General features: G+C 46.9%; 21 protein-coding genes and 2 other annotated features. Of the genes, 3 read left to right on the top strand and 18 right to left on the bottom strand.

The window, feature by feature from the left end:
• Positions 1–117: 117 nt before the first annotated feature.
• Complete coding sequence (locus L2D08_RS06195) at positions 118–306, top strand: hypothetical protein (protein WP_242232884.1); 189 nt, start codon at positions 118–120, stop codon at positions 304–306.
• A gap of 53 nt (positions 307–359) precedes the next feature.
• Here L2D08_RS06195 and L2D08_RS06190 read toward each other — a convergent pair whose 3' ends face one another.
• From L2D08_RS06190 to L2D08_RS06170, 5 genes are all read right to left on the bottom strand, one after another.
• Complete coding sequence (locus L2D08_RS06190) at positions 360–2,246, bottom strand: vWA domain-containing protein (protein ID WP_242232883.1); 1,887 nt, start codon at positions 2,244–2,246, stop codon at positions 360–362.
• 1 nt (position 2,247) lies between these two features.
• Positions 2,248–3,123, bottom strand: a complete 876-nt coding sequence (locus L2D08_RS06185; RefSeq protein ID WP_375337568.1) for an ATP-binding protein — start codon at positions 3,121–3,123, stop codon at positions 2,248–2,250.
• An 88-nt stretch (positions 3,124–3,211) separates the two neighbouring features.
• The gene (locus L2D08_RS06180; RefSeq protein WP_242232881.1) at positions 3,212–3,664 is read right to left on the bottom strand and encodes a Rok-like winged helix domain-containing protein; all 453 of its coding nucleotides are present in this window, start codon (positions 3,662–3,664) and stop codon (positions 3,212–3,214) included.
• Positions 3,665–3,693: 29 nt separating this feature from the next.
• Positions 3,694–3,903 (bottom strand): DUF6501 family protein, encoded by a 210-nt coding sequence (locus L2D08_RS06175; RefSeq protein WP_242232880.1) that lies wholly within the window; start codon positions 3,901–3,903, stop codon positions 3,694–3,696.
• Positions 3,900–5,348 (bottom strand): NAD(P)H-hydrate dehydratase, encoded by a 1,449-nt coding sequence (locus L2D08_RS06170; protein ID WP_242232879.1) that lies wholly within the window; start codon positions 5,346–5,348, stop codon positions 3,900–3,902. The genes L2D08_RS06175 and L2D08_RS06170 overlap by 4 nt, the downstream gene beginning before the upstream one ends.
• Positions 5,349–5,540: 192 nt before the next feature.
• Here L2D08_RS06170 and sda point away from each other — a divergent pair, with 192 nt between their 5' ends.
• Complete coding sequence (gene sda, locus L2D08_RS06165) at positions 5,541–5,678, top strand: sporulation histidine kinase inhibitor Sda (RefSeq protein WP_242232878.1); 138 nt, start codon at positions 5,541–5,543, stop codon at positions 5,676–5,678.
• Between the two features lie 40 nt (positions 5,679–5,718).
• Here sda and odhB read toward each other — a convergent pair whose 3' ends face one another.
• Positions 5,719–6,975 carry a 2-oxoglutarate dehydrogenase complex dihydrolipoyllysine-residue succinyltransferase gene (odhB, locus tag L2D08_RS06160; protein ID WP_242232877.1) on the bottom strand — a complete coding sequence of 419 codons (1,257 nt, stop codon included), beginning with the start codon at positions 6,973–6,975 and terminating at the stop codon, positions 5,719–5,721.
• Between the two features lie 72 nt (positions 6,976–7,047).
• Complete coding sequence (locus L2D08_RS06155) at positions 7,048–9,867, bottom strand: 2-oxoglutarate dehydrogenase E1 component (protein ID WP_242232876.1); 2,820 nt, start codon at positions 9,865–9,867, stop codon at positions 7,048–7,050.
• A 500-nt stretch (positions 9,868–10,367) separates the two neighbouring features.
• On the opposite strand from L2D08_RS06155, the gene L2D08_RS06150 reads away from it, so the two are divergent.
• On the top strand, positions 10,368–11,156 hold the full coding sequence (locus L2D08_RS06150) for an ABC transporter ATP-binding protein (protein WP_242232875.1): 789 nt from the start codon (positions 10,368–10,370) through the stop codon (positions 11,154–11,156).
• Between the two features lie 70 nt (positions 11,157–11,226).
• Here the strand turns inward: L2D08_RS06150 and trpA are convergent, their stop codons facing one another.
• The 11 genes from trpA to L2D08_RS06095 form a co-directional block, all read right to left on the bottom strand.
• On the bottom strand, positions 11,227–11,991 hold the full coding sequence (gene trpA / locus L2D08_RS06145; RefSeq protein ID WP_242232874.1) for a tryptophan synthase subunit alpha: 765 nt from the start codon (positions 11,989–11,991) through the stop codon (positions 11,227–11,229).
• Complete coding sequence (gene trpB / locus L2D08_RS06140) at positions 11,988–13,199, bottom strand: tryptophan synthase subunit beta (RefSeq protein ID WP_242232873.1); 1,212 nt, start codon at positions 13,197–13,199, stop codon at positions 11,988–11,990. Before trpB ends, trpA begins: the two co-directional genes overlap by 4 nt.
• The gene (locus L2D08_RS06135; RefSeq protein ID WP_242232872.1) at positions 13,196–13,810 is read right to left on the bottom strand and encodes a phosphoribosylanthranilate isomerase; all 615 of its coding nucleotides are present in this window, start codon (positions 13,808–13,810) and stop codon (positions 13,196–13,198) included. Before L2D08_RS06135 ends, trpB begins: the two co-directional genes overlap by 4 nt.
• Positions 13,811–14,581, bottom strand: coding sequence for an indole-3-glycerol phosphate synthase TrpC (trpC, locus tag L2D08_RS06130; protein WP_242232871.1), 771 nt, complete (start codon positions 14,579–14,581; stop codon positions 13,811–13,813).
• The gene (locus tag L2D08_RS06125) at positions 14,578–16,194 is read right to left on the bottom strand and encodes a bifunctional anthranilate synthase component II/anthranilate phosphoribosyltransferase (protein WP_242232870.1); all 1,617 of its coding nucleotides are present in this window, start codon (positions 16,192–16,194) and stop codon (positions 14,578–14,580) included. Before L2D08_RS06125 ends, trpC begins: the two co-directional genes overlap by 4 nt.
• On the bottom strand, positions 16,191–17,585 hold the full coding sequence (gene trpE / locus L2D08_RS06120; protein WP_242232869.1) for an anthranilate synthase component I: 1,395 nt from the start codon (positions 17,583–17,585) through the stop codon (positions 16,191–16,193). Before trpE ends, L2D08_RS06125 begins: the two co-directional genes overlap by 4 nt.
• Positions 17,586–17,636: 51 nt before the next feature.
• Positions 17,637–17,845 (bottom strand) — a binding site (T-box leader).
• A 25-nt stretch (positions 17,846–17,870) separates the two neighbouring features.
• Positions 17,871–18,104: a binding site (T-box leader), on the bottom strand.
• Positions 18,105–18,144: 40 nt separating this feature from the next.
• Positions 18,145–18,813 (bottom strand): GNAT family N-acetyltransferase, encoded by a 669-nt coding sequence (locus L2D08_RS06115; protein WP_242232868.1) that lies wholly within the window; start codon positions 18,811–18,813, stop codon positions 18,145–18,147.
• A complete protein-coding gene (locus tag L2D08_RS06110) occupies positions 18,810–19,679 on the bottom strand; it encodes a carbon-nitrogen hydrolase family protein (protein WP_242232867.1) in 870 nt (289 codons plus the stop codon). Before L2D08_RS06110 ends, L2D08_RS06115 begins: the two co-directional genes overlap by 4 nt.
• A gap of 225 nt (positions 19,680–19,904) precedes the next feature.
• Positions 19,905–20,795, bottom strand: a complete 891-nt coding sequence (thrB, locus tag L2D08_RS06105; RefSeq protein WP_242232866.1) for a homoserine kinase — start codon at positions 20,793–20,795, stop codon at positions 19,905–19,907.
• Positions 20,792–21,856 (bottom strand): threonine synthase, encoded by a 1,065-nt coding sequence (thrC, locus tag L2D08_RS06100; protein ID WP_242232865.1) that lies wholly within the window; start codon positions 21,854–21,856, stop codon positions 20,792–20,794. The genes thrB and thrC overlap by 4 nt, the downstream gene beginning before the upstream one ends.
• 2 nt (positions 21,857–21,858) lie before the next feature.
• A complete protein-coding gene (locus L2D08_RS06095; protein WP_242232864.1) occupies positions 21,859–23,157 on the bottom strand; it encodes a homoserine dehydrogenase in 1,299 nt (432 codons plus the stop codon).
• Between the last annotated feature and the right edge of the window lie 134 nt (positions 23,158–23,291).

Below are 23,291 nucleotides of genomic sequence, written 5' to 3'. Positions count from 1 at the left end.
GGAGTCTTCGTCCGGCAGGCTTCGCTAAGTAGTATTGAAGACCAATAAGCAAGGACCGAATTGAGATTTTCTCTTTTTTAAACAGAAAAATATGACCCTTATTAGCTCTATACAATCTTGACGCGAGCCACTTGGCGGCGGGAGGGCGGCGCAGACTCCTATGGGACTAGCGGGCAGCTGAGACAGGTGGAGCCGCCAGGCGAGGTCGGGCTCAGCGCCTGCCCCATGGAAAGCGGAGCTGCCTGGACGCCGCTGATCCATCCCATTCATGTGCACGGTTATCAATATAATTTGTCAACCGCCTGAAAGATGTTCCGCAATGGAACATCTTTTTTGTTGAATTTTAGTCCAATGATCGCTTAAATACTTTCAAACAGCAGCTTTTTTAAAATCGGGGTTAACACGTGAGGAAGCTCTGATACATCCGGGGCCATGATAGAGCCATGCCCGTAAATGGTCTTCATTGTCTGGCGGCGTGCTTCATCAAGCGCCTCTTCTCCAATAAACAGATTAAACACGGTCATCCCTTTTTTGCGTGCCATCATTACGGCTTCATGGGTATCAAGTACACCGTTTTTATCGTAATCAGCAGCGGACGGCTCTCCGTCTGAGAAAACAATAAGAAATTTTCGCGCTTCACTCCGGCGCTCCATTTTTTCAATGGCCAAACGGAGGGCAAAGCCATCCCGGTTATCTTCTTCAGGCCGAAGCTGCATAATGGCATAGCCTGCATCCTTTTGATGGGATGCTTGAAAAGGCACAGCCGTTAAGAAGTAATTCGGTTTCACTTCTTTTGAAAGAGGAGACGTATCCTCCCAAAAGCCGGTAATTTCATGCGGCACTCGAAGAGAGGACAATGTTTCATGAAACAGTACGGCGCTTTTTTTCACATCATCCATTTTATCGTACATAGACGCAGAACTATCAATCAACAAATAAAAAACAGCATCAATTTCACGGGACGGCTCCTGCTTTTTGTAAAAAAGCCGTGGATTCTCATCGGTAAAATAGCGTGTCAGCTTACGTCCCAGGCGTCCTGTTAACAAATCCGTACGCGGACTTGTTTTTTTCTTTTCAATGGATTTTTGAATCATCCGCTTCAGCGTCTGGACAACGGGTGCCGTTTCATCTCTCATCCGGCGGTACTCTTCCCGTTCTGTATCACTTGCTGTACGCGGCTTTTCGTAAATCGCTTTGGCGCCAATGTTTTCTTTTCCGTAATGCGCTTCATCTGCCTTGCTTTCTTCGTCACGCCGCTCGGCAAGCAGCCTGTTATATTGCTCACGTGAGGACTTCTTAGAGCGTCCCTGCACGGAAGCAAGGGCTGCATCTCCTTCGTCTCCTTCACGGGCTGTGTTGCCCATCATCGGTGTTTTCGTTCCCTGGTCAAGATCAAACTGCATAAAGGTACCGCGTGTTTCCTCTGATTCGCGGTGCCAGGTAGAGAACTGTTCGTCAAACTGCTCGTTTTCTTTTTCGTCTGCCTCATCGTCATTTACAAGCGGATCCTGCCGCTTTCCTGGATCCACCACGGCTTCATCCGCCGACGGCTCCCGGTAATCCGGAAGATGGCTGTACTTATTTACCATGCTGCGCAGCTCAAGCTCTTCTAATACCTCAGCGATCTCCCCGGCCACTCTGGCTGCATCTTTTGTCGACCGTGCATCAAACAGCTCTCTGGCAGTACGATCGATAAACGGCACGGCACGGTCTACAGCTGGATGAATAGCCGGCCATTCAAAAGGTGCATCTGCCTGCCACAGAACAAACAGAGCATTAAAAACGGCATCCATGTAAAAGCCTTTGGATTGATTCACCGACAGCTGTACTTCATGGTAACGCCGCAGCACCTGGCGGCGGATATGAAAAGCTCTTTTCGTTCCAGGGCGCGCCCCCATACACATAGGCTCTAAGCGAATATCCTCGGCAGCTGCAAGCAACTGCCGGGCGAAATCCCCTTTAAACCGAGCCATGAATGACCGGATGACCGCTTCGTCCGTCCACTGAATCGTGCCAAGTGCACGCAGATAAACGTCCGTTTTTAATCCCGCTGTTTCTTCTTCTTTGGAACGATGGTGCCAGAAATGGCTGGCAAACAAAACGGCCGGCGTTTTTTGCAAATAAGCAAGCGGGCCAAATTCCACTTTTAAATCCGGATTTTGAGACAGAGCCGCAGCAAGGTCAGACAGTTCCATCCAAAAAGCGGAGTTGACTGTTTCGTCATTAAACTGTATGAACCGTTCCATGTTAGGCGAACCATGTTTCCGCCGCGTTCAGGACTGCGGCTTTTTCGCGTTCATCGTCAAGCTTGCCGGCAATCGCGCTTTCCACGGCCCGCATTGGCGGCATGTAAAGAGCCAGGTCGCATGCATCCACCAGTGCGCGGATCGAAGAAGCTTCTTCCGGCAGACGGCCGCTTTCGACAAGTGTCGTTAAGTCACCGGACAGAGAAACGAATTTCTCAAGCATCGCCTGATCCTGGAGAACAGACTGCTGCTTTAATACCTGCAGCAGGATATCTCCTGAAATGTACGGAATCTCAAATACAATAAAACGGTTTTTCAGCGCTTCATTCATCGGCGCTGTACCTGCATATCCTTCATTCACAGCGGCAATAACACTGAATGTCGGCTTTGCAGTCACGACTTCTCCTGTGAACGGATTCGTGATTTGACGGCGATAGTCCAATACACCGTTTAAGATCGGCAGCGTTTCCGGCTTTGCCATATTAATTTCATCAATATATAAAAGATGTCCTTTTTTCATCGCTTGAATAACAGGACCTTCCACAAAATCAATCTGCGTTTTGCCCTCTGCCTCGACAATCGTTTTAAAGCCAAGCATCGCCTCGGCGTCCAGATCAATGGAACAGTTAATACTGTGAACCGGCTGGCCAAAAAATGCAGCAAGTGATTCTGACAGTTTTGTTTTTCCGGAACCTGTTGGCCCTTTCAGCAAAATGTTTTTGCCAAGCGCTAAAGAAATAACCGTATCTGATACGATCTCCTCACTTTGGGCTATATAAGAAGTGGACTGTGTATCTTCTTCGAGTCCAAACTGTTTTTTTCTTTCATGAATGATCGACTGAATCGATTCTGGCAAGGTTGTAATGTTCAAATAAATCTTCCTTTCTCATAACTGTGCACGCTTTATCATACACCTGAAAAGGCATACAACGCAAAAAAGCGGACTGTCCGTCCGCTTTTTTGCATTATAAATCATATTCGTAAATGTAAAGACCCCGCCCAAGCTTGCGGACATGTGCATTTTCGCGCTCAAGGCTATTCATAAAAGTGGTCATGTTTGCAATTTTCTTGCCGGACTGCTCCTCTACATAACGCTGCAGCTCGATGCCGCGAATAGGCGTATTCTGCTTTTTCAAAATGCGGATGGTTGTATCGCGAAGCTCTGTTAACCCTTCGCTCCGTCGTCCTCTGCGTACTTTTGGCGGTGCTCCAACTGTCGCAACAGCTGTTATATCGGCCGCAGCTGTTATGTCAGCAGCAGCTGTTATGCCAGGCGTGTGATTCTCTTCTGTTTCATCCAGCTCCTGAAGCCGCGCAAAAATCGCTTCCCGTTCTTTTTTAAATTCCTGCATGACTCGAACTTCCGCATCCGCTAATTGATCCAGCCTGATCTTTAAGGCCATGCGCTCGTTAAACATTTTCCTGCCCCCTTACAGCTAACATTCGTTTATCCCGTTACTTCTTCAAAATAATCTTTGTAAAAGCCGGAAACACGGCCTTTATTATCTAATACAAAATAAAATTCCTCGGTTTCGTTTTTTACCTCATAAACGTTTCCTTTTGTAAGCGCATTTTCAACCACATACTTTTTGGCGTCTGTATGAACGCATTTTACCTGTTTAATCGTTTTTGTTTTGTCCCAGTTTAAATGAATCATGTTTCGTTGGTCTCCTTTATTATGTCATTTATTGCATCCGGAATCAGCCCGTGAATATCAAGGGGGCGCATCGCTTGGGCCGGACGAAGCTGTTTCCAATGATCCGCACATTTTCCGTGCAGATAAACAGCATCCGCGACAGCGGCCTTAAGATCAGGATTACGCATGATAAGCGCCAGCATCACACCTGTCAGTGTATCGCCACTTCCGCCTTTAGACAACCCTTCATTTCCTGTTTGATTAACAAAGCCGCTTCCATCCGCGAATCCGATGACGGTATATTCCCCTTTTAACACAACCGTTACGCCGTGTTCGACTGCATAGGCCGAGGCTTCCTGCAGCCGGTTTTTTTGAATAAAGCCAACTGGTTTTCCTGTCATCCGCGCAAACTCACCAGGATGCGGCGTTACTATTACCGGGCACCTTGCTTCCTTGTAGCTCCGCGGCCCCAGTGCACCTGCATCTAAAATGACCGGCTTCTCCTGCTGCAATAAATGCTGAACGACCTCTTCCATTTCTCCGTCTGCTGCTCTGCCACAGCCGGCAGCAACCGCCTCGTATGGATGATTGTCGTCTATTCCTTTTTTAAAATTGTACATTGCTTCTGGCACATGAGAAGCAATGACCGGGACGGCTTCTTGATCCGTCTGCACAGTCAGCTTACCTGCTCCGCATGACACAGCTCCTAATGCAGCAAGCGCCGCACTCCCAGGCATTTCACCGGTTCCGGCCACCAGAAGGCCATGGCCAAATGTGCCTTTATGGGTATTATGCGCAAGATGATAAAAAGAACGGGAACGAGGAGCCGGCTCGTACACCTTCCAATTTGATGTGTGTATAAGTCCAATGTCGACCATTTCAGTTTCTCCATAACAAGCCGCCGCAGGGTATAAAAATCGGGACGGCTTATACCCATGAAGGACGTACGTTTTGTGTGCATGAAGAACGGATTCATCACAGTCCCCATTATCAGAAGCTGTACCCGTCGGCAGGTCAATCGAGATAACATGGGCCTTTTGCGCATTTATCCAATCCGCACAATCCCTGATTGCTTTTGATAGCGGCAGCCGCGTGCCAGCGCCTAAAAGCGCATCGACGACAATAGAGGCCGAAGTATCCGGCAGACCTGTTTCATAGGAGCAGCCGCATGTTTTGTAATACGCTAAATGCTGCTTTGCCGCGCCCGTTTCTGGCAGTCCGTCTGGAAAGAAAAGATGACAGGCAGCCCCGGCCCGTTTCAAATAACGTGCCAGCACAATACCATCACCGCCGTTGTTTCCTTTCCCGGCTAAAATAAGAAATGAATGATCACTTATTTTGTAAGAAGAAGCTATTTTTTGCCATAAACCGGCTCCGGCAAGCTCCATTAACGTAAAAGAAGACATCCCGTTTTCATCAGCCAACTGGTCTGTTTTGCTTATATCACTACTCTTATAAATATACAACAAAATACCTCCTTTATCATGATTTTACTTAAAAATTTTCAAAAACTAGTATATTATTTAGGAATATTATATCGTTTTTTGTTCTTTCACTGTTATCATTTGCCTTTTATTCTATTGCTAGTATAATAATCAGAAAATAAAGGGAAACTTTTTTCTCTTTATTTAAAACACCATATCCAAGGAGGTCATAAAATGAAAATTATGAGTGACGAGATGCTGGTGGCTGCTTACAGGGATGCATTGAAACAGGACCGAAACAAATCTGAAATTGAAACATTAAAAACAGAAGTGAATAAGCGAGGTCTTTCTCCTAAACTTGAAAAAAGCTAATAAACAAGAAAAACCCGCAGCAGGCGCTGCGGGTTTTTTCTTATCCTTCAAGAAGAAGGTCTTCTGGATTTTCAATTAACTCTTTAACCATTTTCAAGAATCCAACCGCTTCTTTTCCATCAATAATGCGGTGATCGTATGAAAGAGCCACATACATCATCGGACGGATTTCGACCGCGTCACCAATCGCAACCGGGCGTCTTTGAATCGTATGCATACCAAGAATACCCACTTGCGAGCCGTTTAAAATTGGTGTTGATAGAAGGGAACCGAATACACCGCCGTTCGTGATTGTAAACGAACCGCCCTGCAGGTCACCAAGCGCCAGCTTGTTGTCGCGTGCTTTCAAAGCCATATCCATAATAGAGCCTTCGATTTCTGCAAAGTTTTTGCGGTCACAGTCACGCACGACCGGTACAACTAAGCCATCGTCTGTTGATACGGCAACGCCGATATCATAAAACTTCTTCAAGACAATTTCGTCTCCGTCAATTTCTGCATTTACATATGGATACTTTTTCAGCGCAGCTACAACTGCTTTTGTAAAGAACGACATAAAGCCAAGGCGAACATCATGATCATCAAAGAATTTGTCTTTTTTACGTTTACGAAGGTCCATAATATTCGTCATATCGATTTCGTTAAACGTTGTCAGCATTGCTGCTGTCTGCTGTACTTCCACCAGGCGTTTTGCAATCGTCTGGCGGCGGCGGCTCATGCGCTCGCGCTCAACCGGTTTGCCGCTGTCCTGTGCTTTCGGTGCGGAAGCCGCTTGTTTTTGTGGAGCAGCCTGCTTTGGTGCAGAAGCCGGTGTGTTTTGATGTGATTCTACATCCTGCACGCGTACACGTCCAAGTGGATCAACCGTTTTAACAGCATTTAAATCGATGCCTTTTTCACGGGCAAGCTTACGAGCAGCTGGTGAAGCAACCGTACGGCCTGCTGCTTCTTCCTGCTTTTGAGCAGGCTCTTCTTTTACGATATCTTCTTTTGCTTTCGCCTCTGCTTGAACAGGCGCAGCTTCCGTTTCAGCTGGTGCAGACGTTCCTGCAGAGCTGCCCGCTCCCGCTTCTACGATAGCGATTACCTGGCCTACCTCGACCGTGTCGCCTTCTGCCGCTTGCAATTCTTTGATGGTTCCTGCTTCTTCAGAGATAACTTCTACATTGACTTTATCCGTTTCAAGCTCAACAATATATTCGCCTTTTTCAACGTAATCACCCGGTTGTTTCAGCCATTGCGCAATTGTACCTTCTGTAATTGATTCTGCTAGTTCAGGAACTCTAATTTCAGCCACGATAAAATCCTCCTCAGTAATTTCCATGTCGTTTTATGTACATTTCCGGCCCCAGAGTGGAGCCGGTTATTTTTACTGTTCTTTCGTTAATACAGTACGCAGAATGCGGGCTTGTTCTTTCTTATGAACAATCGCATCACCTTCTGATGGACTAGAACGGCGGCGGCGGCCTACGTAACGGACGGTTGCGCCTTCTGGAACTGTATCACGCAGTCTTGGATCCATATATGTCCACGCACCCATATTTTGCGGTTCTTCCTGAAGCCAGATCACTTCTTTTACATTCGGGAAGCGTTCAAGAATAGCCGTAATTTCTTCTTTCGGGAACGGATATAACTCTTCTACCCGCAATACGTGAAGCCAATCAAGATTTTCTTCTGACTTCTCGATCTGCTCAGCAAGGTCAATCGACACTTTTCCGCTGCAAAGCACAATGCGCTCTACTTTCTTCGGCTTGCTGCCTGTTCTCGGCTCTTCCACAATAATATTGAAGTTTCCATTTGAAAACTCGGAAGCTTTAGATGCAGCCAGCGGGTGACGAAGCAAGCTTTTCGGTGTCATAATGACAAGCGGGCGAACTTCTTCTTTTTGCAGGATGGAAGCCTGGCGGCGCAAAATATGGAAATATTGAGCCGTTGATGACAAATTCGCTACCGTCCAGTTGTTTTCAGCTGCAGACTGCAGGAAGCGCTCGATGCGGCCGCTTGAATGCTCAGGTCCCTGGCCTTCATAGCCATGCGGCAGAAGCATAACCAAGCCTGATTTTTGACCCCATTTTGCCCGTCCCGAGGATACAAACTGATCGAACATTACCTGGGCCATATTGGCAAAATCTCCAAACTGCGCTTCCCAAAGAACGAGTGTTTCCGGAGAAAATACGTTATAGCCATATTCAAATCCCACAACAGCTGTTTCTGTTAAAGGCGAGTTAATGACATCAAATGAAGCCGATACGTTGCTTAACCCGTGCAGCGTATTATATTCTTTGCCATTGTTTTCATCATGCAAAACAAGATTACGGTGCGCAAATGTTCCGCGCTGTGAATCTTGACCAGTTAGTCTGATTGGTGTGCCTTCTTTTAGGATAGAAGCAAATGCCAGTGTTTCAGCATGACCCCAATCAACCTGGCCGTCTTCCTCAAACAGCTGCTCACGGCGTTTTAAAATCCGTTCAAGCTTTTTAAACGGCTGGAATCCTTCCGGCCATTGAAGAAGCTCTTGATTGATCGCTTTTAAGTCTTCTTCACTTACACCTGTTTTATGGCACGGCAGGTCCTGCTCCACGACTTGCGGCGGATTCATAATAATATCCGGATTATCGTCTTTTTTCGGAACCGTTTCAAACAGGTCTTTCAGCTTTTGCTCGTTTTCTTGGTACACTTGATCTGCATATCCGTTTTCAATAACTCCACGGTCAGCGAGTTTTTGTGCATACAGTTCACGAACGGTTTTATGTTTATGAATAATATTGTACATGTTTGGATTTGTTGTCATCGGCTCGTCCATTTCGTTATGGCCGAAACGGCGGTATCCAATCAAGTCAATGACAAAGTCTTTACCGAAGCGTGACCGGTAGTTGACCGCCATAAATGCCGCAGCCACACATGCTTCCGGGTCGTCCGCGTTCACGTGGACGATTGGCACTTCAAAGCCTTTGGCTACATCGGACGCATACCGTGTAGAACGTGAATCATAGCTTTCCGTTGTAAAGCCGATCATGTTATTCGCAATAATATGAATCGATCCGCCCGTTTTATAGCCGTTAATCTGGCTCATATTGAACGTTTCACCGACAATTCCCTGTCCAGGGAATGCTGCGTCTCCGTGAATGATAATCGACATCGCTTTAGAAACATCTAACGCTGGTTTTCCTTTTTGTGTACGGTCTTCCTGTGCGGCGCGTGTGTAACCGGCGACAATTGGACTAACTACCTCAAGGTGGCTCGGATTGTTCGCAAGGGTAATACGCGCTGTTTGTGTATCTTCTTCTTTATAGCTGCGATCTGCACCAAGGTGATACTTTACGTCACCTGTCCAGCCGTAATAGTTCATTTTCATAGAACCAAGAGGCAGCATTTTTTTGCTTGGTGCGTGAGCAAATTCCGCAAAAATCATTTCGTACGGTTTGCCGAGAATGTGGGCAAGGACGTTTAAGCGGCCGCGGTGAGCCATCCCGATATTAATCGTTTGGGCGCCTTTTACAGCCGAATGGTGAACAAGCTCATCTAAAAGCGGCACCATGGCATCTAAGCCTTCAATAGAAAAGCGCTTTTGGCCGACAAATGTTTTATGAATGAATTTCTCAAATCCTTCAACCTGTGTAAGGCGTTTTAACAGCTTTTTCTTGTCACTGTCTGTAAACGTCGGATAGTAATCTGTCGATTCGATTTGCTGGCGAAGCCATTGTTTTTCTTCCAGATCATGTACTTGTGCAAATTCAAAAGCAACTTTATCTGTATACACTTTTTTCAAGTGCATAATGGCGTCATATCCGTTTTGAACGTGTGCCGGGGCGCCTGGGCAAATATACTCTACCGGTATTTGGCGAAGATCTGCTTCTGTGAGCTCATATGTTTCAAGATCAATACGGCGTGTGTCTTTTTTGCTGTCATCAAGCGGATTAATATCTGCTGCCAAATGACCATAAATACGAATGCTGTCTGCAAGCTTCACGGCACGAAACAGCTTATCAAGATCACCCGCTGATGCGGTATGCTGCGCTGTATTTCCAGTTAACGACTCCGGGGGACCCCATTGATCAAATAACTGGCGCAGCTCCTGGTCGATTGCATCTGGATCGGCCAAGTATTGTTCGTACACTTCCATTACATACCCAAGGTTTGGACCCGAAAAGTTTTTCCACGGGTTTCCCTGGCTAATCTGCATGTTCATACTGAAAAACCTCCACTTGTTGCCCATTTGATTTTCGTGTATACGTTCGCTTTTACCAAAATATGTACAAAAAAATCTAAAAACGCTTTCAGAACATCCTTACCACTCTGAATGCAATTTAAACGAAAAAGGCTGATTCTGTTGATGAGTTCCAGTTGACTGGAGACTGCCTTTTTCAAGTACAATCTTACTACTGTTTTTTCAAAAAACCAAGCTTTTTTGCAAATTTACTTAATTATTTTTCATATTTTATGAAAACGCTCCAATACGCGCCGTTATGCGGTTTTTTTCACCTCAAACCGATAAAAAAGTGTTATAGAATACCCTCTGTTCATTAGTGAAATCTTATACTAAAACCCTTTCAGTTTTGGCATCAAACCGATGCCGAAACAGCATGTCAAAGTATCTTGAAAATTCCTATATGAGATAACCGGGTTTCTTTTTTTACCGTTTATAGCATCTATTTTTTTCTGTTACAATAAAAGTGGGAGTGATACATAATGACAGAATTAATTTCATATGAGCAAGTGCGTTTCGTCCGGCAGGACAAAGTCATTTTAAACAATGTAAACTGGACCGTAAAAGAGGGCGAGCATTGGGCTGTTTTAGGGTTAAATGGATCAGGCAAGTCAACGATGCTGAATATGATGGGCGGGTACGAATTCCCTACAAGCGGCACGATTCGGGTTTTTGGTCACGAATATGGGCGTTATAACTGGGAGTATGTGAAAAAGCGCCTCGGCTTCGTCGGCAATACATTAAACCGTTTTTTAGAAACGCTGAATACGGAGAGCGCCCGGGAGATTGTCGTGAGCGGCCGTTTTAATTCCATCGGCCTTTATGAAAAAACAGAAGCCGCGGATTGGGAAAAAGCAGATGAACTGCTGGCATCGCTTCGTTTATCTTATTTAGCGGACAAGCCGTACCGGTTTATGTCCCAGGGAGAACAGCGGCGGGTGCTGATTGCCCGTGCTTTTATGGCTGAGCCTGATGCCATGATTTTAGATGAGCCATGCTCCGGCCTGGATGTAAGGGCGCGGGAAGAGCTTCTCACGGCGCTCGAACAACAGGCCGGACGGCACAAGACGTCTCTTTTATACGTTACCCATCATATTGAGGAAATTTTTCCGGCCATTACACACGTTGCTGTTTTAAAAGAAGGAAGAATGCTCGCAGCGGGCGAGAAAAAAAAGGTGCTTACCAGCCGTATTCTTTCCGAGGCATTCGGCCTGCCGGTTGAGCTTGAATGGCAGAACGAGCGGTGCTGGCTGAAAGTGCTGTCCAATTAAAAAAACCACCCTTTTTCCTCCGAAAAAGGGTGGTTTTTGATTGCGTGCTGTCCTGCTTCTAAAAAGGGATTTAAGGGATGAGCTGTTTGATTTCCTCGCCTTTTCCTTCATGAAGCAGCTGGACAATTTTACTGCCGACGATGACGCCGCCGCATGCTGCGCCCAGCGTTTCTGCCTGTTCTTTGGACGATACACCAAATCCGGCCAGAACCGGGACAGGGCTTTGCTCCGCAATACGGGACAAGTGAACGCTGAGATCGTCTGCAAAGCCGGCACGTGCACCGGTAATGCCATTAACGGTGACCGCGTAAATAAACCCTTCTGCATCTTTCACCGTTTGGGCGATGCGCTCGTCCGAGCTGGTTAGTGTCACAAAGCGGATCATCGCGATGTCCCGCTTCGCCAGCGGCTCCCGAAACTCCGCTTCTTCCTCCATTGGCACGTCCGGAATAATCACGCCTGACACACCTGCTTGTTCGCACAATTCGGCAAAACGCTCTGCCCCTACTTTAAACACTGGATTTGCATAGGTCATAATCACAATCGGTACGCTGATTTCTTCTTTAAAGGAAGCAAGCTCTCCCAAAATTTGAGTAAGGGTGACTTTTTCTTTGAGCGCCCGCTTGCCGGCTTCCTGAATAACAGGGCCGTCGGCGACAGGGTCGGAGAACGGTATACCCAGCTCAATCACGGTTACGCCGGACTTCTCTAAAAGCAAAATGGTGTCTTTTAGTGTGTGAAGCCCGCCATCCCCCGCCATAATGTAAGCGGTGAATGCTTTTTTTCCTTCTTGCTCTACTTTTTGAAATGCTTCGGCCATTTTAAACTTGGTCATGCCTGCTTGCCCTCTCTTTCAAACCGCTCTTTAATTTGCGCCACGTCTTTGTCGCCGCGGCCGGATAAACAAATGGCAATAATCTCGTCTTGATTCATTTTCGGTGCAAGCTTCAGGGCGTACGCAATCGCATGAGAGCTTTCAAGTGCCGGGATAATGCCTTCTGTTTTTGTCAGTGCTTTAAATCCTTCCAGTGCTTCTTCATCGGTAATATGTTCATAGATGACCCGTCCGGAATCTTTTAAAAAGCTGTGTTCCGGTCCGACACCCGGATAATCAAGACCGGCTGAGATCGAATGAGCTTCTTGAATTTGGCCTGCTTCATCCTGCAGCAAATACATCTTACTGCCATGCAAGACACCGACGCTGCCCATCGTCATGGATGCAGCATGCTTGTCTGTATCAACTCCGCTGCCGGATGCTTCAACACCGTACATTTTCACGCTTTCATCTTCAATAAATGGATAGAACATACCCATCGCGTTGCTGCCGCCGCCAATGCAGGCTACAACAGCATCCGGGAGGCGCCCTTCTTTTTCCTGCAGCTGTTTTTTTGTTTCCTGCCCAATGACCGCCTGGAAATCGCGCACAATCTGCGGGAATGGATGCGGACCCAGCACGGAGCCCATAATATAGTGGGTATCTTCAACATTCGTTACCCAGTAGCGAAGCGCTTCATTAACAGCGTCTTTCAGCGTGCCGCTTCCCTGGGAAACACTTTCAACGCGCGCGCCAAGAAGCTCCATTCGGAACACATTCAGCTCCTGGCGGCGGATGTCTTCTTCCCCCATAAAAATGACGCACTCGAGGTTTAAAAGCGCACATACAGTTGCTGTTGCGACTCCGTGCTGGCCGGCACCGGTTTCGGCTACGACTTTTTTCTTGCCCATTCTTACAGCAAGCAAAGCTTGTCCGATCGTGTTATTGATTTTGTGGGCGCCTGTATGATTTAAATCTTCCCGCTTCAAATAAATTTTCGCGCCGCCTGCTGCTTTCGTTAGATTTTCGGCAAAATAAAGCGGATTTTCACGTCCGACATAATCGGTTAAATAGCGGTTCAGCTCGGATAAAAATGCTTCGTCTTTCATCGCTGACTGATAAGCTTCCTCTAATTCTTTTACGGCACGCATGAGGGATTCCGGTACGTACCGGCCTCCATATTCTCCAAAATGCCCTTTTTCGTCCGGCTGATTATATACTTTACTCATGATTGATGGGCTCCTTTCGCACGCTCTACAAATTGAAATATTTTTGTTTCATCTTTTCGTCCATCGGTTTCGACCCCGCTTGATATATCAACCGCAAATGGACCAACCGACTGGACCGCTTCCTCAATATTATCAGGATGCAGACCGCCTGCCAAAATCAAGCGGGATTTATCTACACCTGGATTTTCTAAAACGGACCAGTCAAACGTCCGGCCGCTTCCACCCCGGAACGCAGCGGGCGGGCTGTCGACTAAAATATAGTCGGCCGGGAAGGCAAACATTTCTTCAAAGGAAAGATCGTCTTTGACAGAAAAAGCTTTAATGACGGGCACCGGCATCCGGCGCGCAAATTGGGCTGTTTCATCGCCATGCAGCTGTACATAATCAAGTCCAACTTCTTCAACAATCGAGCGAATCGTTTTTTCAGATTCATTGACAAAAACGCCAACTTTCTTTACATCCGAGCCTACTGCTTCTGCAAGCTGGCGTGCGAATTCGGAAGGAATTTTCCGGCTGCTTTCCGCAAAAACAAAGCCGATCATATCCGCTCCCGCTTCCCTGGCCCAGCTCGCCGCTTCAAAGGATTGAATGCCGCAAATTTTTACGTTCATTTACAGCCCCACCTTCAGTGAGCGAACCGTTTCCCCAACATTACCCGCTCTCATTAATGTTTCCCCCACAAGCAGAGCACGTGCCCCCGCTTCTTTCATACGGACGGCATCATCCGCTGTCTGAATACCGCTTTCGGAAACAAAAAAGGCGTTTTCCCGTCCATATGAACGCAGCAGCCGCTCTGTCACGGCCAAATCAATATCGAATGTTTTTAAATTCCGGTTGTTAATCCCAATCAAGTTTGCGCCAAGGCGGAGTGCCCGTTCCATTTCCGCTTCATCGTGTACTTCCACAAGCACATCAAGCGATTTTTCCTTTGCGTGTGTGTACAGACGCTTCATGTCTTCGTCTTCAAGCGCCGCTGCAATTAATAGAATAATATCCCCGCCTGATGCAAAAGCACGGTCGATCTGGATCGGGTCAATGATAAAGTCTTTGTTCAGCACAGGAATCTCAATTCTTGTTTTTACCGCTTCTAAATCGTTCATCGTTCCTTTGAAAAAGGGAGTATCCGTTAAAACCGATACAGCATCTGCACCGTTTTCGGCATAAATAGATGCTTGCTGGACAGGATCCACACCGATATTGATATCCCCTTTTGAAGGCGATGCCCTTTTTACTTCCGCGATCAGTGCCATTGTCTTGGAAGCGGCAATTCGTTCATAAAACGAAACCGGTTTCCGGTCCGCCGAGTAAGACAGACCGGCTGTTTTCAGCAGGGTCACTTCTTCTCTTTTTTTATCAATAATTTTATCTAAAATGGTTGTCATCCGAATACCGCTTCTTTCTGTCTGGATTTCGAGTAATTAACAAGGTAGTTCAGCTTCGAGAGTGCAGCACCCGAGTCAATGCTTTCTCTTGCCATATCTACGCCTTCTTTCACCGTTTTCGCTTTTCCGCAGGCAAACAATCCAATGCCGGCATTGAGGAGAACCGTATCCCGGCAGGCACCCTGTTCTTCCCCTTCTAAAATACGCTTTAAAATTTGTGCATTTTCAACTGCTTCGCCGCCTTTAATTTCATCGAGTGAATAAGCAGGCAGGCCGACAGATTCCGGTGTAATAATCATTTTGTTTACCTCGCCGCCCTCAAGCACAACCAGATGGTTTTCCCCTGCTAAAGACGCTTCGTCCATGTAGCCGGCACCATTCAGCACAACGGCTCGCTTGCGTCCAAGCCGGTTTAACACATCTGCCATCATCTCAAGCATATCACGACGGTAAATACCGAGCAGCTGTGAATCGAGCTGAACCGGATTGGTTAACGGTCCGATCAAATTAAAAATAGTTGGGATTTTCAAATCGCGCCGCACCTTCATAATCCGTTTCATTTTCGGATGAACATGCGGGGCAAACAAAAACGTAATCCCGTTTTCATCTAAAAGTTTATCAGTTTCACCCGCTACAAAGTCCAGTGACACGCCGAGGTGCTCAAGCACGTCGGCACTTCCGGTTTTGCTCGATACACTCCGGTTGCCGTGTTTCGCGACTGTGACGCCCGCACCGGCCAGTACAAAAGCAGAAGTCGTCGAAATATTAAAACTTTGAGAGCCGTCGCCTCCCGTTCCGCAGTTGTCCATGACGTTTTTCCAGGCAGTGCGGGTGGATACCGCGTTTTGGCGAAGCACATGCACCAGTGCCGCAATTTCATCGACCGTTTCGCCTTTTGCTTTCAGCGCCATTAAAAATGCAGCGATTTCACTGTCAGAAATATCTTCCTGTAAAATTTCTTCAACCGCATCCGTCATTTCATCAAATGAAAGAGACTGGCCTTCTGCAAGCTTCAATAAATACTTTTTCATATTTTTCTCTTTCCGGTAAGAACGGAAAAATTCAGCAATCAGCTCGTCCCCGGTCTCCGTACCGATTGATTCCGGATGGAACTGCAGGCCAAATACCGGATATTCCTTGTGGCGGAGCGCCATAATTTCATTGTCATCGACCGATTCTGCGATCACTTCAAGCTTTGAGCTGAGCGTTTTCGGATCCGCGACTAAAGAATGGTAGCGCATGACTGGAACCGGGCCCTGTACAGCTGCAAACAACCCTTTTCCTTCATGGCGGACCATCGAGAGCTTGCCGTGTTTAATTGTTTTTGCCTGAATAATATCCGTTCCAAATGCGGCCGCAATCGCCTGGTGTCCAAGGCAGATGCCGAGTATTGGAATGCGGTGGTAAAAAGCATGAACTACATCAATGGAGATGCCCGCTTCTTCCGGTGTGCCAGGTCCAGGAGAAATGACGATCGCTTCCGGCTCAAGAGCTTCAATTTCATCAATCGTTATTTCATCGTTTCGCACAACCCGGACGTTTTTGCCGATCCGGCTGATTTGCTGATACAGGTTATAAGTAAAAGAGTCATAATTATCAATCAATAAAATCATTTTTGCACCTCCAGTAATGCTTTTGCTTTATGCATGGTTTCTTCGTATTCGGTTTCCGGCACTGAATCGTATACAATTCCTGCGCCAGCCTGTACATGCGCTTTGCCGTCTTTAATCACCATCGTACGGATCGCCAGCGCAAAGTCCATGCTGCCGGTTGCGGATAAATAGCCGACTGCACCCGAGTAAACGCCTCGTTTTACCGGCTCCAAATCGTTAATAATCTGCATGGCGCGGATTTTCGGTGCACCGGATACAGTTCCGGCAGGCAGGCAGGCGGTTAGGGCATCAAGCGGATGATAGTCTTCTTTTAATTCGCCCGATACTTCAGAGACGATATGCATGACGTGCTTATATCTTTCAATCTTCATATATTTATCGAGTGTAACAGAACCAATTTCAGAAATTTTTCCTACATCGTTACGGCCGAGGTCCACAAGCATACGGTGCTCGGCGATTTCTTTTTCATCTGCGAGCAGCTCCTCTGCCAGGCGCGCATCTTCTTCCGGCGAGCTGCCGCGCGGGCGTGTGCCGGCAATTGGATTGGTTGTAACCGTCCGGCCGCTTACCTTTACAAGGCTTTCTGGCGATGTTCCAAGAACGGTATAGCCTTCAAAATCAATATAAAACATATACGGCGACGGATTAGACGTCCGCAGACGGCGGTAAAGCGTAAATGGATCGCCTTCGAACGGAGAAGATAAGCGCTGGGAAAGAACGACCTGGAAAATATCTCCGCGAATGATATGCTCCTTCGCCCGCTCAACCATTTGGCAGAAGGTATTCCGCTCAAGGCTCGAGCGGAACATAAGTGCCTGTGTTTCCTGCCCGCTATCCGGCTTTTGGCCGGTATGAATATCATTGTAAATCGTCTCGATCGCCGTTTCCATTTCTTCTTCTGTCCGGCCGCCGAACAAGTCAACTGCAACAATCGTTACACGCTGCATCAAGTGATCGTAAACGACGAATGTATCGTAAAACAGCATGTGCACATCCGGCATGCCGAGCTCATCTGTGAGCGGCTTGCCAATTTTTTCCTCAAAGAAAACCGTATCATAGCCAATGTAGCCGGCTGCTCCCCCGAAGAATGGGAACGGATATGGCTGCTCTTCCTGAACAGGCATAATAGACTTGAGCTTGTCCATAAATTTGCCCGACCCGGTTTCTTTTGTTCCATCTTTTTTGCTCAATTCATATCCGGCTGCATCCGCTTTGAACTCGGCGATTGGATCTACTGCAATAAAAGAGTAGCGCCCGCTTTCTTCATGTTTAGCTGATGATTCAAACAGCATTTTTTGGGAGCCGGAAAGCAGACGGTAAATAGAGATCGGTGTAATCATATCCCCTTCGATTTCTTTTAGTTTGTAGGCTAGCGTTGTTTGTAAATTCATCTTCCATTCTCCTCTCAAGGCATAAAAAAACTCCATAGATGATCATCATCTATGGAGGACGGTTTCCCGCGGTGCCACCTCTCGTTGAAGCAAATGCTTCCCCTTAAAATCCGGTTAACGGCCGGCTGCCGGGCGCTCTACTTTCTCGTTCAAGCTGCCACTCACGGACCCATTCAAGCAGAGGCTTCGTACCGGTTTCCACCATCCCGGCTCTCTTTAACGCGCTTGTCTGCTTTACTTTTTCCGATCAACGTATTTTTATATACAAAAAGGCCCCCTCATCACTAAAAGGACGGGGAGCCGTGGTACCACCTTTATTGGCCGCAAACTGCAGCCCACTTTAACAGCAGAATTCATTTCTGCCTGTTCCTTGTAACGTAAGACGGACGCCGGAGCCTACTCATTATGTTCGGTCCGGAGCTCAGAAGCCCATTCACACTGTTTCCCGCACCGGCTTGCACCAACCGCCGGCTCTCTTTAGCATTTCACAGCGCTACTCTTCTTCTTCAACGCTTTGTTATTTGACTGATTATTATCATAATACAATCAATTTAAAATATCAACCCTTTCGGAAAGGATTTTTCCATTCCATGAGAGCTGCACAGTTTTTGGATTCCTCATCATCCAGGTAATCGTGCAGAACGCCGATGGGCACGCGGCCGGCACGCATTAAAAACGTAACGACTGTGTCATAAATCTCTCCGGAGATGACCTTTTGTAGATACTGCTCTGGAGTGAGCGTATTTGCATAAAGATGATAGCCGGGCATCCGTCCGCCGCCAAGCAGCCGTTCAAGATTTAAGTGAACAACGGTTTGGTACATGGCCTCGACCATTTTTTTCGCGAGGCCCAGCTTTCGAAAAGCCGGCTTGACGCAAATATCGACCACATACAGCGTATTGCCGTCTGGATTATGATTACGGATATATCCATTGTCCGTTACCTTTTCCCATGAATGTGTATCGCCGGGCTCGTATTGAATGATCAATGCGGTCATCGAACCGGCTATCTCTCCTTCGATTTCGACACAAAGTGCTCCTTCCGGAAACAGGTCAACATGATTTTGCAATTGCCCGGTATTCCACCATAGCTCCGGCGGGAATGGCGGCGGAAAAGCCGCCCTTTGCACATCAAGCAATCCATTAAAGTCCTGCTTCGTATAATTACGGAGAATGGCTTTTATCGGCTTTTTATCCTGAAACGCAAAATATTCCTGGTAATAGGTCAATCCTGATCCCACCAATCTGGATATAGGTCTGTCCGCCGGTCACGCCATGTGGTAACGGACCCTCTTTTGCGCACTTCGTACAAAAGCGCTAAATCCAGATCAGCTGTAATAATCATATCATCATTCATAATCCCTTCTGCGACAATGCCGCCCGGCGGGAATGGAATGTCGTTCGGTGAAATCACGACCGCCTGCCCGACATTCGACCGCATTAAGTCAACCGTTGGCAGTGAGCCGACCGTGCCGGCGCCGACCACATAAATTTGGTTTTCAACTGCCCGGGCGTGGCTCGTATAGCGGACACGGTGAAAACCGTGCATGTCATCTGTACAAGACGGGCAAAAAATCACATCTGCACCTTTTGCTTTTGCCATGCGGACCACTTCAGGAAATTCAATATCATAGCAGGTCAGGATGGCAATGGTTCCTTTTTCCGTTTCGAAAATGCGGAACGTCTCGCCCTGCTGCATATTCCAGCCTTCTACTTCGGCCGGTGTAATATGCAATTTCGACTGCATTTGATACGATCCGTCCGGATAAAACAAATACGCCGTATTTTGAATGCCGCCTTTCCATTCTGTTACATGCGTGCCGCCGATAATGTGGACGTCATATTCTTTGGCAAAACCTGAAAACAGCCGCTCATACCTTTCTGTAAACAGCGGCAGATCGGTAATTTGGAGCGCTTCACCCGTTTTCTCATCGCCGATGGACAAAAGCTGTGTTGTAAAGAACTCCGGAAACAGGATAAATTCTGCTTCAAATTCCATCGCCGTTTTTATGTAGTGTTCGCATTGTTTTGCGAATTCATCAAATGAATCAATAGTGTGCAGGTGATACTGCACGGCTGATACTCTCATTTTCATGCTCATCGCCCCTTTCATCTTTTTCTACGGTAGTAGAAATGGGCGTTTTTTGCAAGAAAAAAGACGGCTCGAAAGCCGTCACAAGTCGGATGTTCAATTCATACTCATAAGAGGGGGTTAATGAGAATGAATATCAATTTCAATTATAAAGTGTTTTGCGAAAATGTCAACTCCTTTATCTGCCCTTTTTCATGCAAAAAAACCGGCGGAACGCTCCGCCGGTTTTTACTGCCACACTGGGCCATTTGCTTCTACATTTAACTGTAAAACATCACAATCTGAAAACTGCTCCCGGAATGCCGCCGCAATGCTTTCACCTTTGCCGCGCGGGGCAAGTGTCAGCACGGTTGGGCCTGCACCGCTGATCACCGTTGCATAAGCATCCAATGATTTTGCCAGTGTACGTGCCGGATGAAATTCTTTAATGAGTGCAGCACGGTACGGCTCATGAAAAACATCACGCTCCATCATGCGTCCTGCTGTTTCATAATCATGCTGCATAAAAGCCGCAACAAGCATATTGGAAACCGCACTCGCTAAAACCGCATCTTTCCGGCTGAACGAATCAGGCAGCGCATTACGGGCATCCTCGGTTTTCAGCTCATACGGCGGCACAAGTGCAACCAGGTCTACATCTGGTGCAGGAAGTGTCAATAGTTCGGCATGCCCGCCAAGAGACACGCCGCATACCATTCCGCCAAACAAAGACGCACCAATATTATCAGGATGCCCTTCAAATTGATCGCCAATGTTTAATTTTTCTTCATCTGATAATCCCAGGTTTGCAAAACGGTCTGCAATCTCAATACCTGCCGCAATCGCTGCTGCGCTGCTTCCAAGCCCGCGTGCAAGCGGAATCTCACTTTTCAGCACGGCTTCTACCGGCGTCATCTCGACGCCGCGCAGGGCGGCTGTTTTCTTCGCTACAACCGCAATTAAATGGCGGTCATCTTCCGGAAGACCGGCAAGCAGATCGGATTCGTGGGAGAATGCCCACTCCTCCGCCTGCTTGACGTCCACCGTTAAATAAAGGTTAAAAGCCAGGCCGATCGAGTCAAATCCAGGCCCTAAATTGGCCGTTGATGCCGGCACTTTCAAAGAGCCGGAAGACATCATGCCTCGACCACTCCACGGATAAAGCTGAACACCGCTTCTTCATTGTTTGGCAGAACTGTTGGTTTTTTCTCGATTTGAGAAATCGCTGTTTGCGGATCTTTCAAGCCGTTTCCAGTCAGTACAGCGACAATGTTTGCTCCCTGTTCGATTTCACCTGATTTTACGTGTTTGATGATACCAGCGATAGAAGCATTTGAAGCCGGCTCAGCGAAAATTCCTTCTTCGCGTGTCATCATTTCATACGCTTCTAGGATTTCTGCATCTGTTACAAAATCGATTTTACCGCCAGACTCATCACGCGCTGCTTCTGCAAATTTCCAGCTGGCCGGGTTGCCGATACGGATTGCCGTTGCGACTGTTTCCGGCTGTGCAATGGGTGCACCCTGAACGATCGCTGCCGCTCCTTCGGCTTCAAATCCGTGCATGCGTGGAAGGCCTGTGCCGAATTTTTCATTGTATTCTTTAAAGCCTTTCCAGTATGCCGTAATATTGCCGGCATTTCCAACTGGAATCGCTAAAACGTCTGGTGCTTGTCCCAGCTGGTCGCATACTTCAAACGCAGCTGTTTTTTGCCCTTCGATCCGGTATGGGTTTACTGAATTCACAAGAGTGATCGGTGATTTTTCACTGATATTGCGGACCATCGCCAGTGCTTCATCAAAGTTTCCTTCAATCGCAACAATTTCTGCTCCGTACATCATGGCCTGCGCTAATTTACCAAGAGCAATTTTGCCCTCTGGAATCACTACGATTGTTTTCATTCCAGCGCGGGATGCATAAGCAGCTGCGGCCGCTGAGGTATTCCCTGTTGACGCGCAGATGACCGTGTTGCTTCCTTCTTCTTTTGCTTTGGCGACAGCCATAACCATACCGCGGTCTTTAAAGGAGCCGGTCGGATTGGCACCTTCTACTTTAACATGAATGTTCACACCTAATTTTTTAGAAATGTTCACAAGTGGAATAAGCGGTGTGTTTCCTTCCATTAATGAAAGTGCCGGTGTATTTTCGGTAACCGGTAAGAATTCTTTGTACTGATGTAATAAACCTTCCCATTTTGCCATGATTATGCTCCTTCTCCTTCAACGCGGTAGAAACTTTCAATTGAACGAACAACCGCCAAATCTTTAATTTGTTCTTGCATTTTTTGATAGCTTTCATGTGATGCTTTATGTGTCACAATTACAATTTCAGCTACACCTTCTTCTTCAAGCGGCAGCTGAAGAATTTTTTCGAAGCTGATGCCGTTGGCTGAAAACAGCTTTGTAAGCTCAGAAAACGCGCCCACTTCATCCTGCACATGAAGACGAATAAAGTATTTCGCAAATTTTTCTTCTGATGATTTCAGCTGCTTTTCAAATTGCGGTACGGTAATGCTTTTTCCGTTTACACCAAGTCTCATGTTGGTAATAACGGCAACCAGGTCACTTACGATTGATGTTGCTGTTGGAAGTCCGCCGGCTCCTGGTCCGTAGAACATCGTTTCACCGACCGCATCTCCGTATACGTAAACAGCATTAAATTCATCATTTACTGATGCGAGCGGGTGATTGTTTGATAGAAACGTTGGCTGAACGCTCACTTCAGCTCCGCCATTTTGCTGATCTGCATATCCAATTAACTTCATTGTATAGCCGAGTGTCTGGCCGTGCTTTAAATCGCTGTCTGATACTTTTGAAATGCCGCTCACATCTACGTCTTCAAGTTCAATATCCATTGAGAAAGCAAGGCGTGCCAGAATCGCCATTTTACGTGCAGCATCAAGCCCTTCTACGTCAGAAGTCGGATCTGCTTCTGCAAAGCCAAGATCCTGTGCTTCTTGAAGTGCGGCTTCGTATGACATGCCTTCTTTGTTCATTTTCGTCAGGATAAAGTTCGTTGTCCCGTTCACGATTCCCATCATCGTTCTAATTTTATCGGAAGCAAGTCCGTCTGCAAGACCGCGGATAATAGGAATACCGCCGGCTACGCTTGCTTCGTAGTAAAAGTCACAGCCGTTTTCAGCCGCTGCTTTCATCAGCTCTGAACCGTACAGCGCGACAAGGTCTTTGTTGGCCGTGACCACGTGTTTTTTCTGATGAAATGCATCAAGCAGCAATTTTCTTGTTTCATCTACGCCGCCCATTACTTCCACGATCACATCTACGTCAGGATCGTTAATCACTTCATATGGATCAAGTGTGAGGGACTCTTTTGGCAATTCTACTTCACGCTTTTTCTCTACGTTTTTAACCAATACTTTTGTTACTTCAACCGAGCAGCCAACGCGGTGAGCAAGCTGCTCCTGATGATCCTGAATCATCTTGACAACACCTGTGCCGACTGTTCCAAGACCGAGTAACCCTACTTTTACATTCTCCTTCATCCTAAACGTCACCTCAACTATGTATTTTTCTGATGTACATTTGTTTTTGTATAGTAGACATTATATCGGTCTTTTGGGTGGAATACAACCCTCTCTTTTGGAAATTAAACAGAATTATTTTTTTAATAAAACAA

The sequence above is a fragment of the Domibacillus sp. PGB-M46 genome (assembly GCF_022668875.1).
GTDB lineage: Bacteria > Bacillota > Bacilli > Bacillales > Domibacillaceae > Domibacillus.
Note: the sequence above shows the minus strand (reverse complement) of the source record. Positions and strands in the feature narration are given on the sequence as shown.

Coding starts and splice junctions, on each gene's coding strand:
- L2D08_RS06190 (WP_242232883.1), bottom strand. CDS start 2,246: ATGGAACGGTTCATACAGTTTAATGACGAAACAGTCAACTCCGCTTTT.
- L2D08_RS06180 (WP_242232881.1), bottom strand. CDS start 3,664: ATGTTTAACGAGCGCATGGCCTTAAAGATCAGGCTGGATCAATTAGCG.
- L2D08_RS06175 (WP_242232880.1), bottom strand. CDS start 3,903: ATGATTCATTTAAACTGGGACAAAACAAAAACGATTAAACAGGTAAAA.
- sda (WP_242232878.1), top strand. CDS start 5,541: ATGAAAATTATGAGTGACGAGATGCTGGTGGCTGCTTACAGGGATGCA.
- L2D08_RS06155 (WP_242232876.1), bottom strand. CDS start 9,867: ATGAACATGCAGATTAGCCAGGGAAACCCGTGGAAAAACTTTTCGGGT.
- L2D08_RS06150 (WP_242232875.1), top strand. CDS start 10,368: ATGACAGAATTAATTTCATATGAGCAAGTGCGTTTCGTCCGGCAGGAC.
- trpA (WP_242232874.1), bottom strand. CDS start 11,991: ATGACCAAGTTTAAAATGGCCGAAGCATTTCAAAAAGTAGAGCAAGAA.
- trpB (WP_242232873.1), bottom strand. CDS start 13,199: ATGAGTAAAGTATATAATCAGCCGGACGAAAAAGGGCATTTTGGAGAA.
- L2D08_RS06135 (WP_242232872.1), bottom strand. CDS start 13,810: ATGAACGTAAAAATTTGCGGCATTCAATCCTTTGAAGCGGCGAGCTGG.
- trpC (WP_242232871.1), bottom strand. CDS start 14,581: ATGACAACCATTTTAGATAAAATTATTGATAAAAAAAGAGAAGAAGTG.
- L2D08_RS06125 (WP_242232870.1), bottom strand. CDS start 16,194: ATGATTTTATTGATTGATAATTATGACTCTTTTACTTATAACCTGTAT.
- trpE (WP_242232869.1), bottom strand. CDS start 17,585: ATGAATTTACAAACAACGCTAGCCTACAAACTAAAAGAAATCGAAGGG.
- L2D08_RS06110 (WP_242232867.1), bottom strand. CDS start 19,679: ATGAAAATGAGAGTATCAGCCGTGCAGTATCACCTGCACACTATTGAT.
- thrB (WP_242232866.1), bottom strand. CDS start 20,795: ATGATGTCTTCCGGCTCTTTGAAAGTGCCGGCATCAACGGCCAATTTA.
- thrC (WP_242232865.1), bottom strand. CDS start 21,856: ATGGCAAAATGGGAAGGTTTATTACATCAGTACAAAGAATTCTTACCG.
- L2D08_RS06095 (WP_242232864.1), bottom strand. CDS start 23,157: ATGAAGGAGAATGTAAAAGTAGGGTTACTCGGTCTTGGAACAGTCGGC.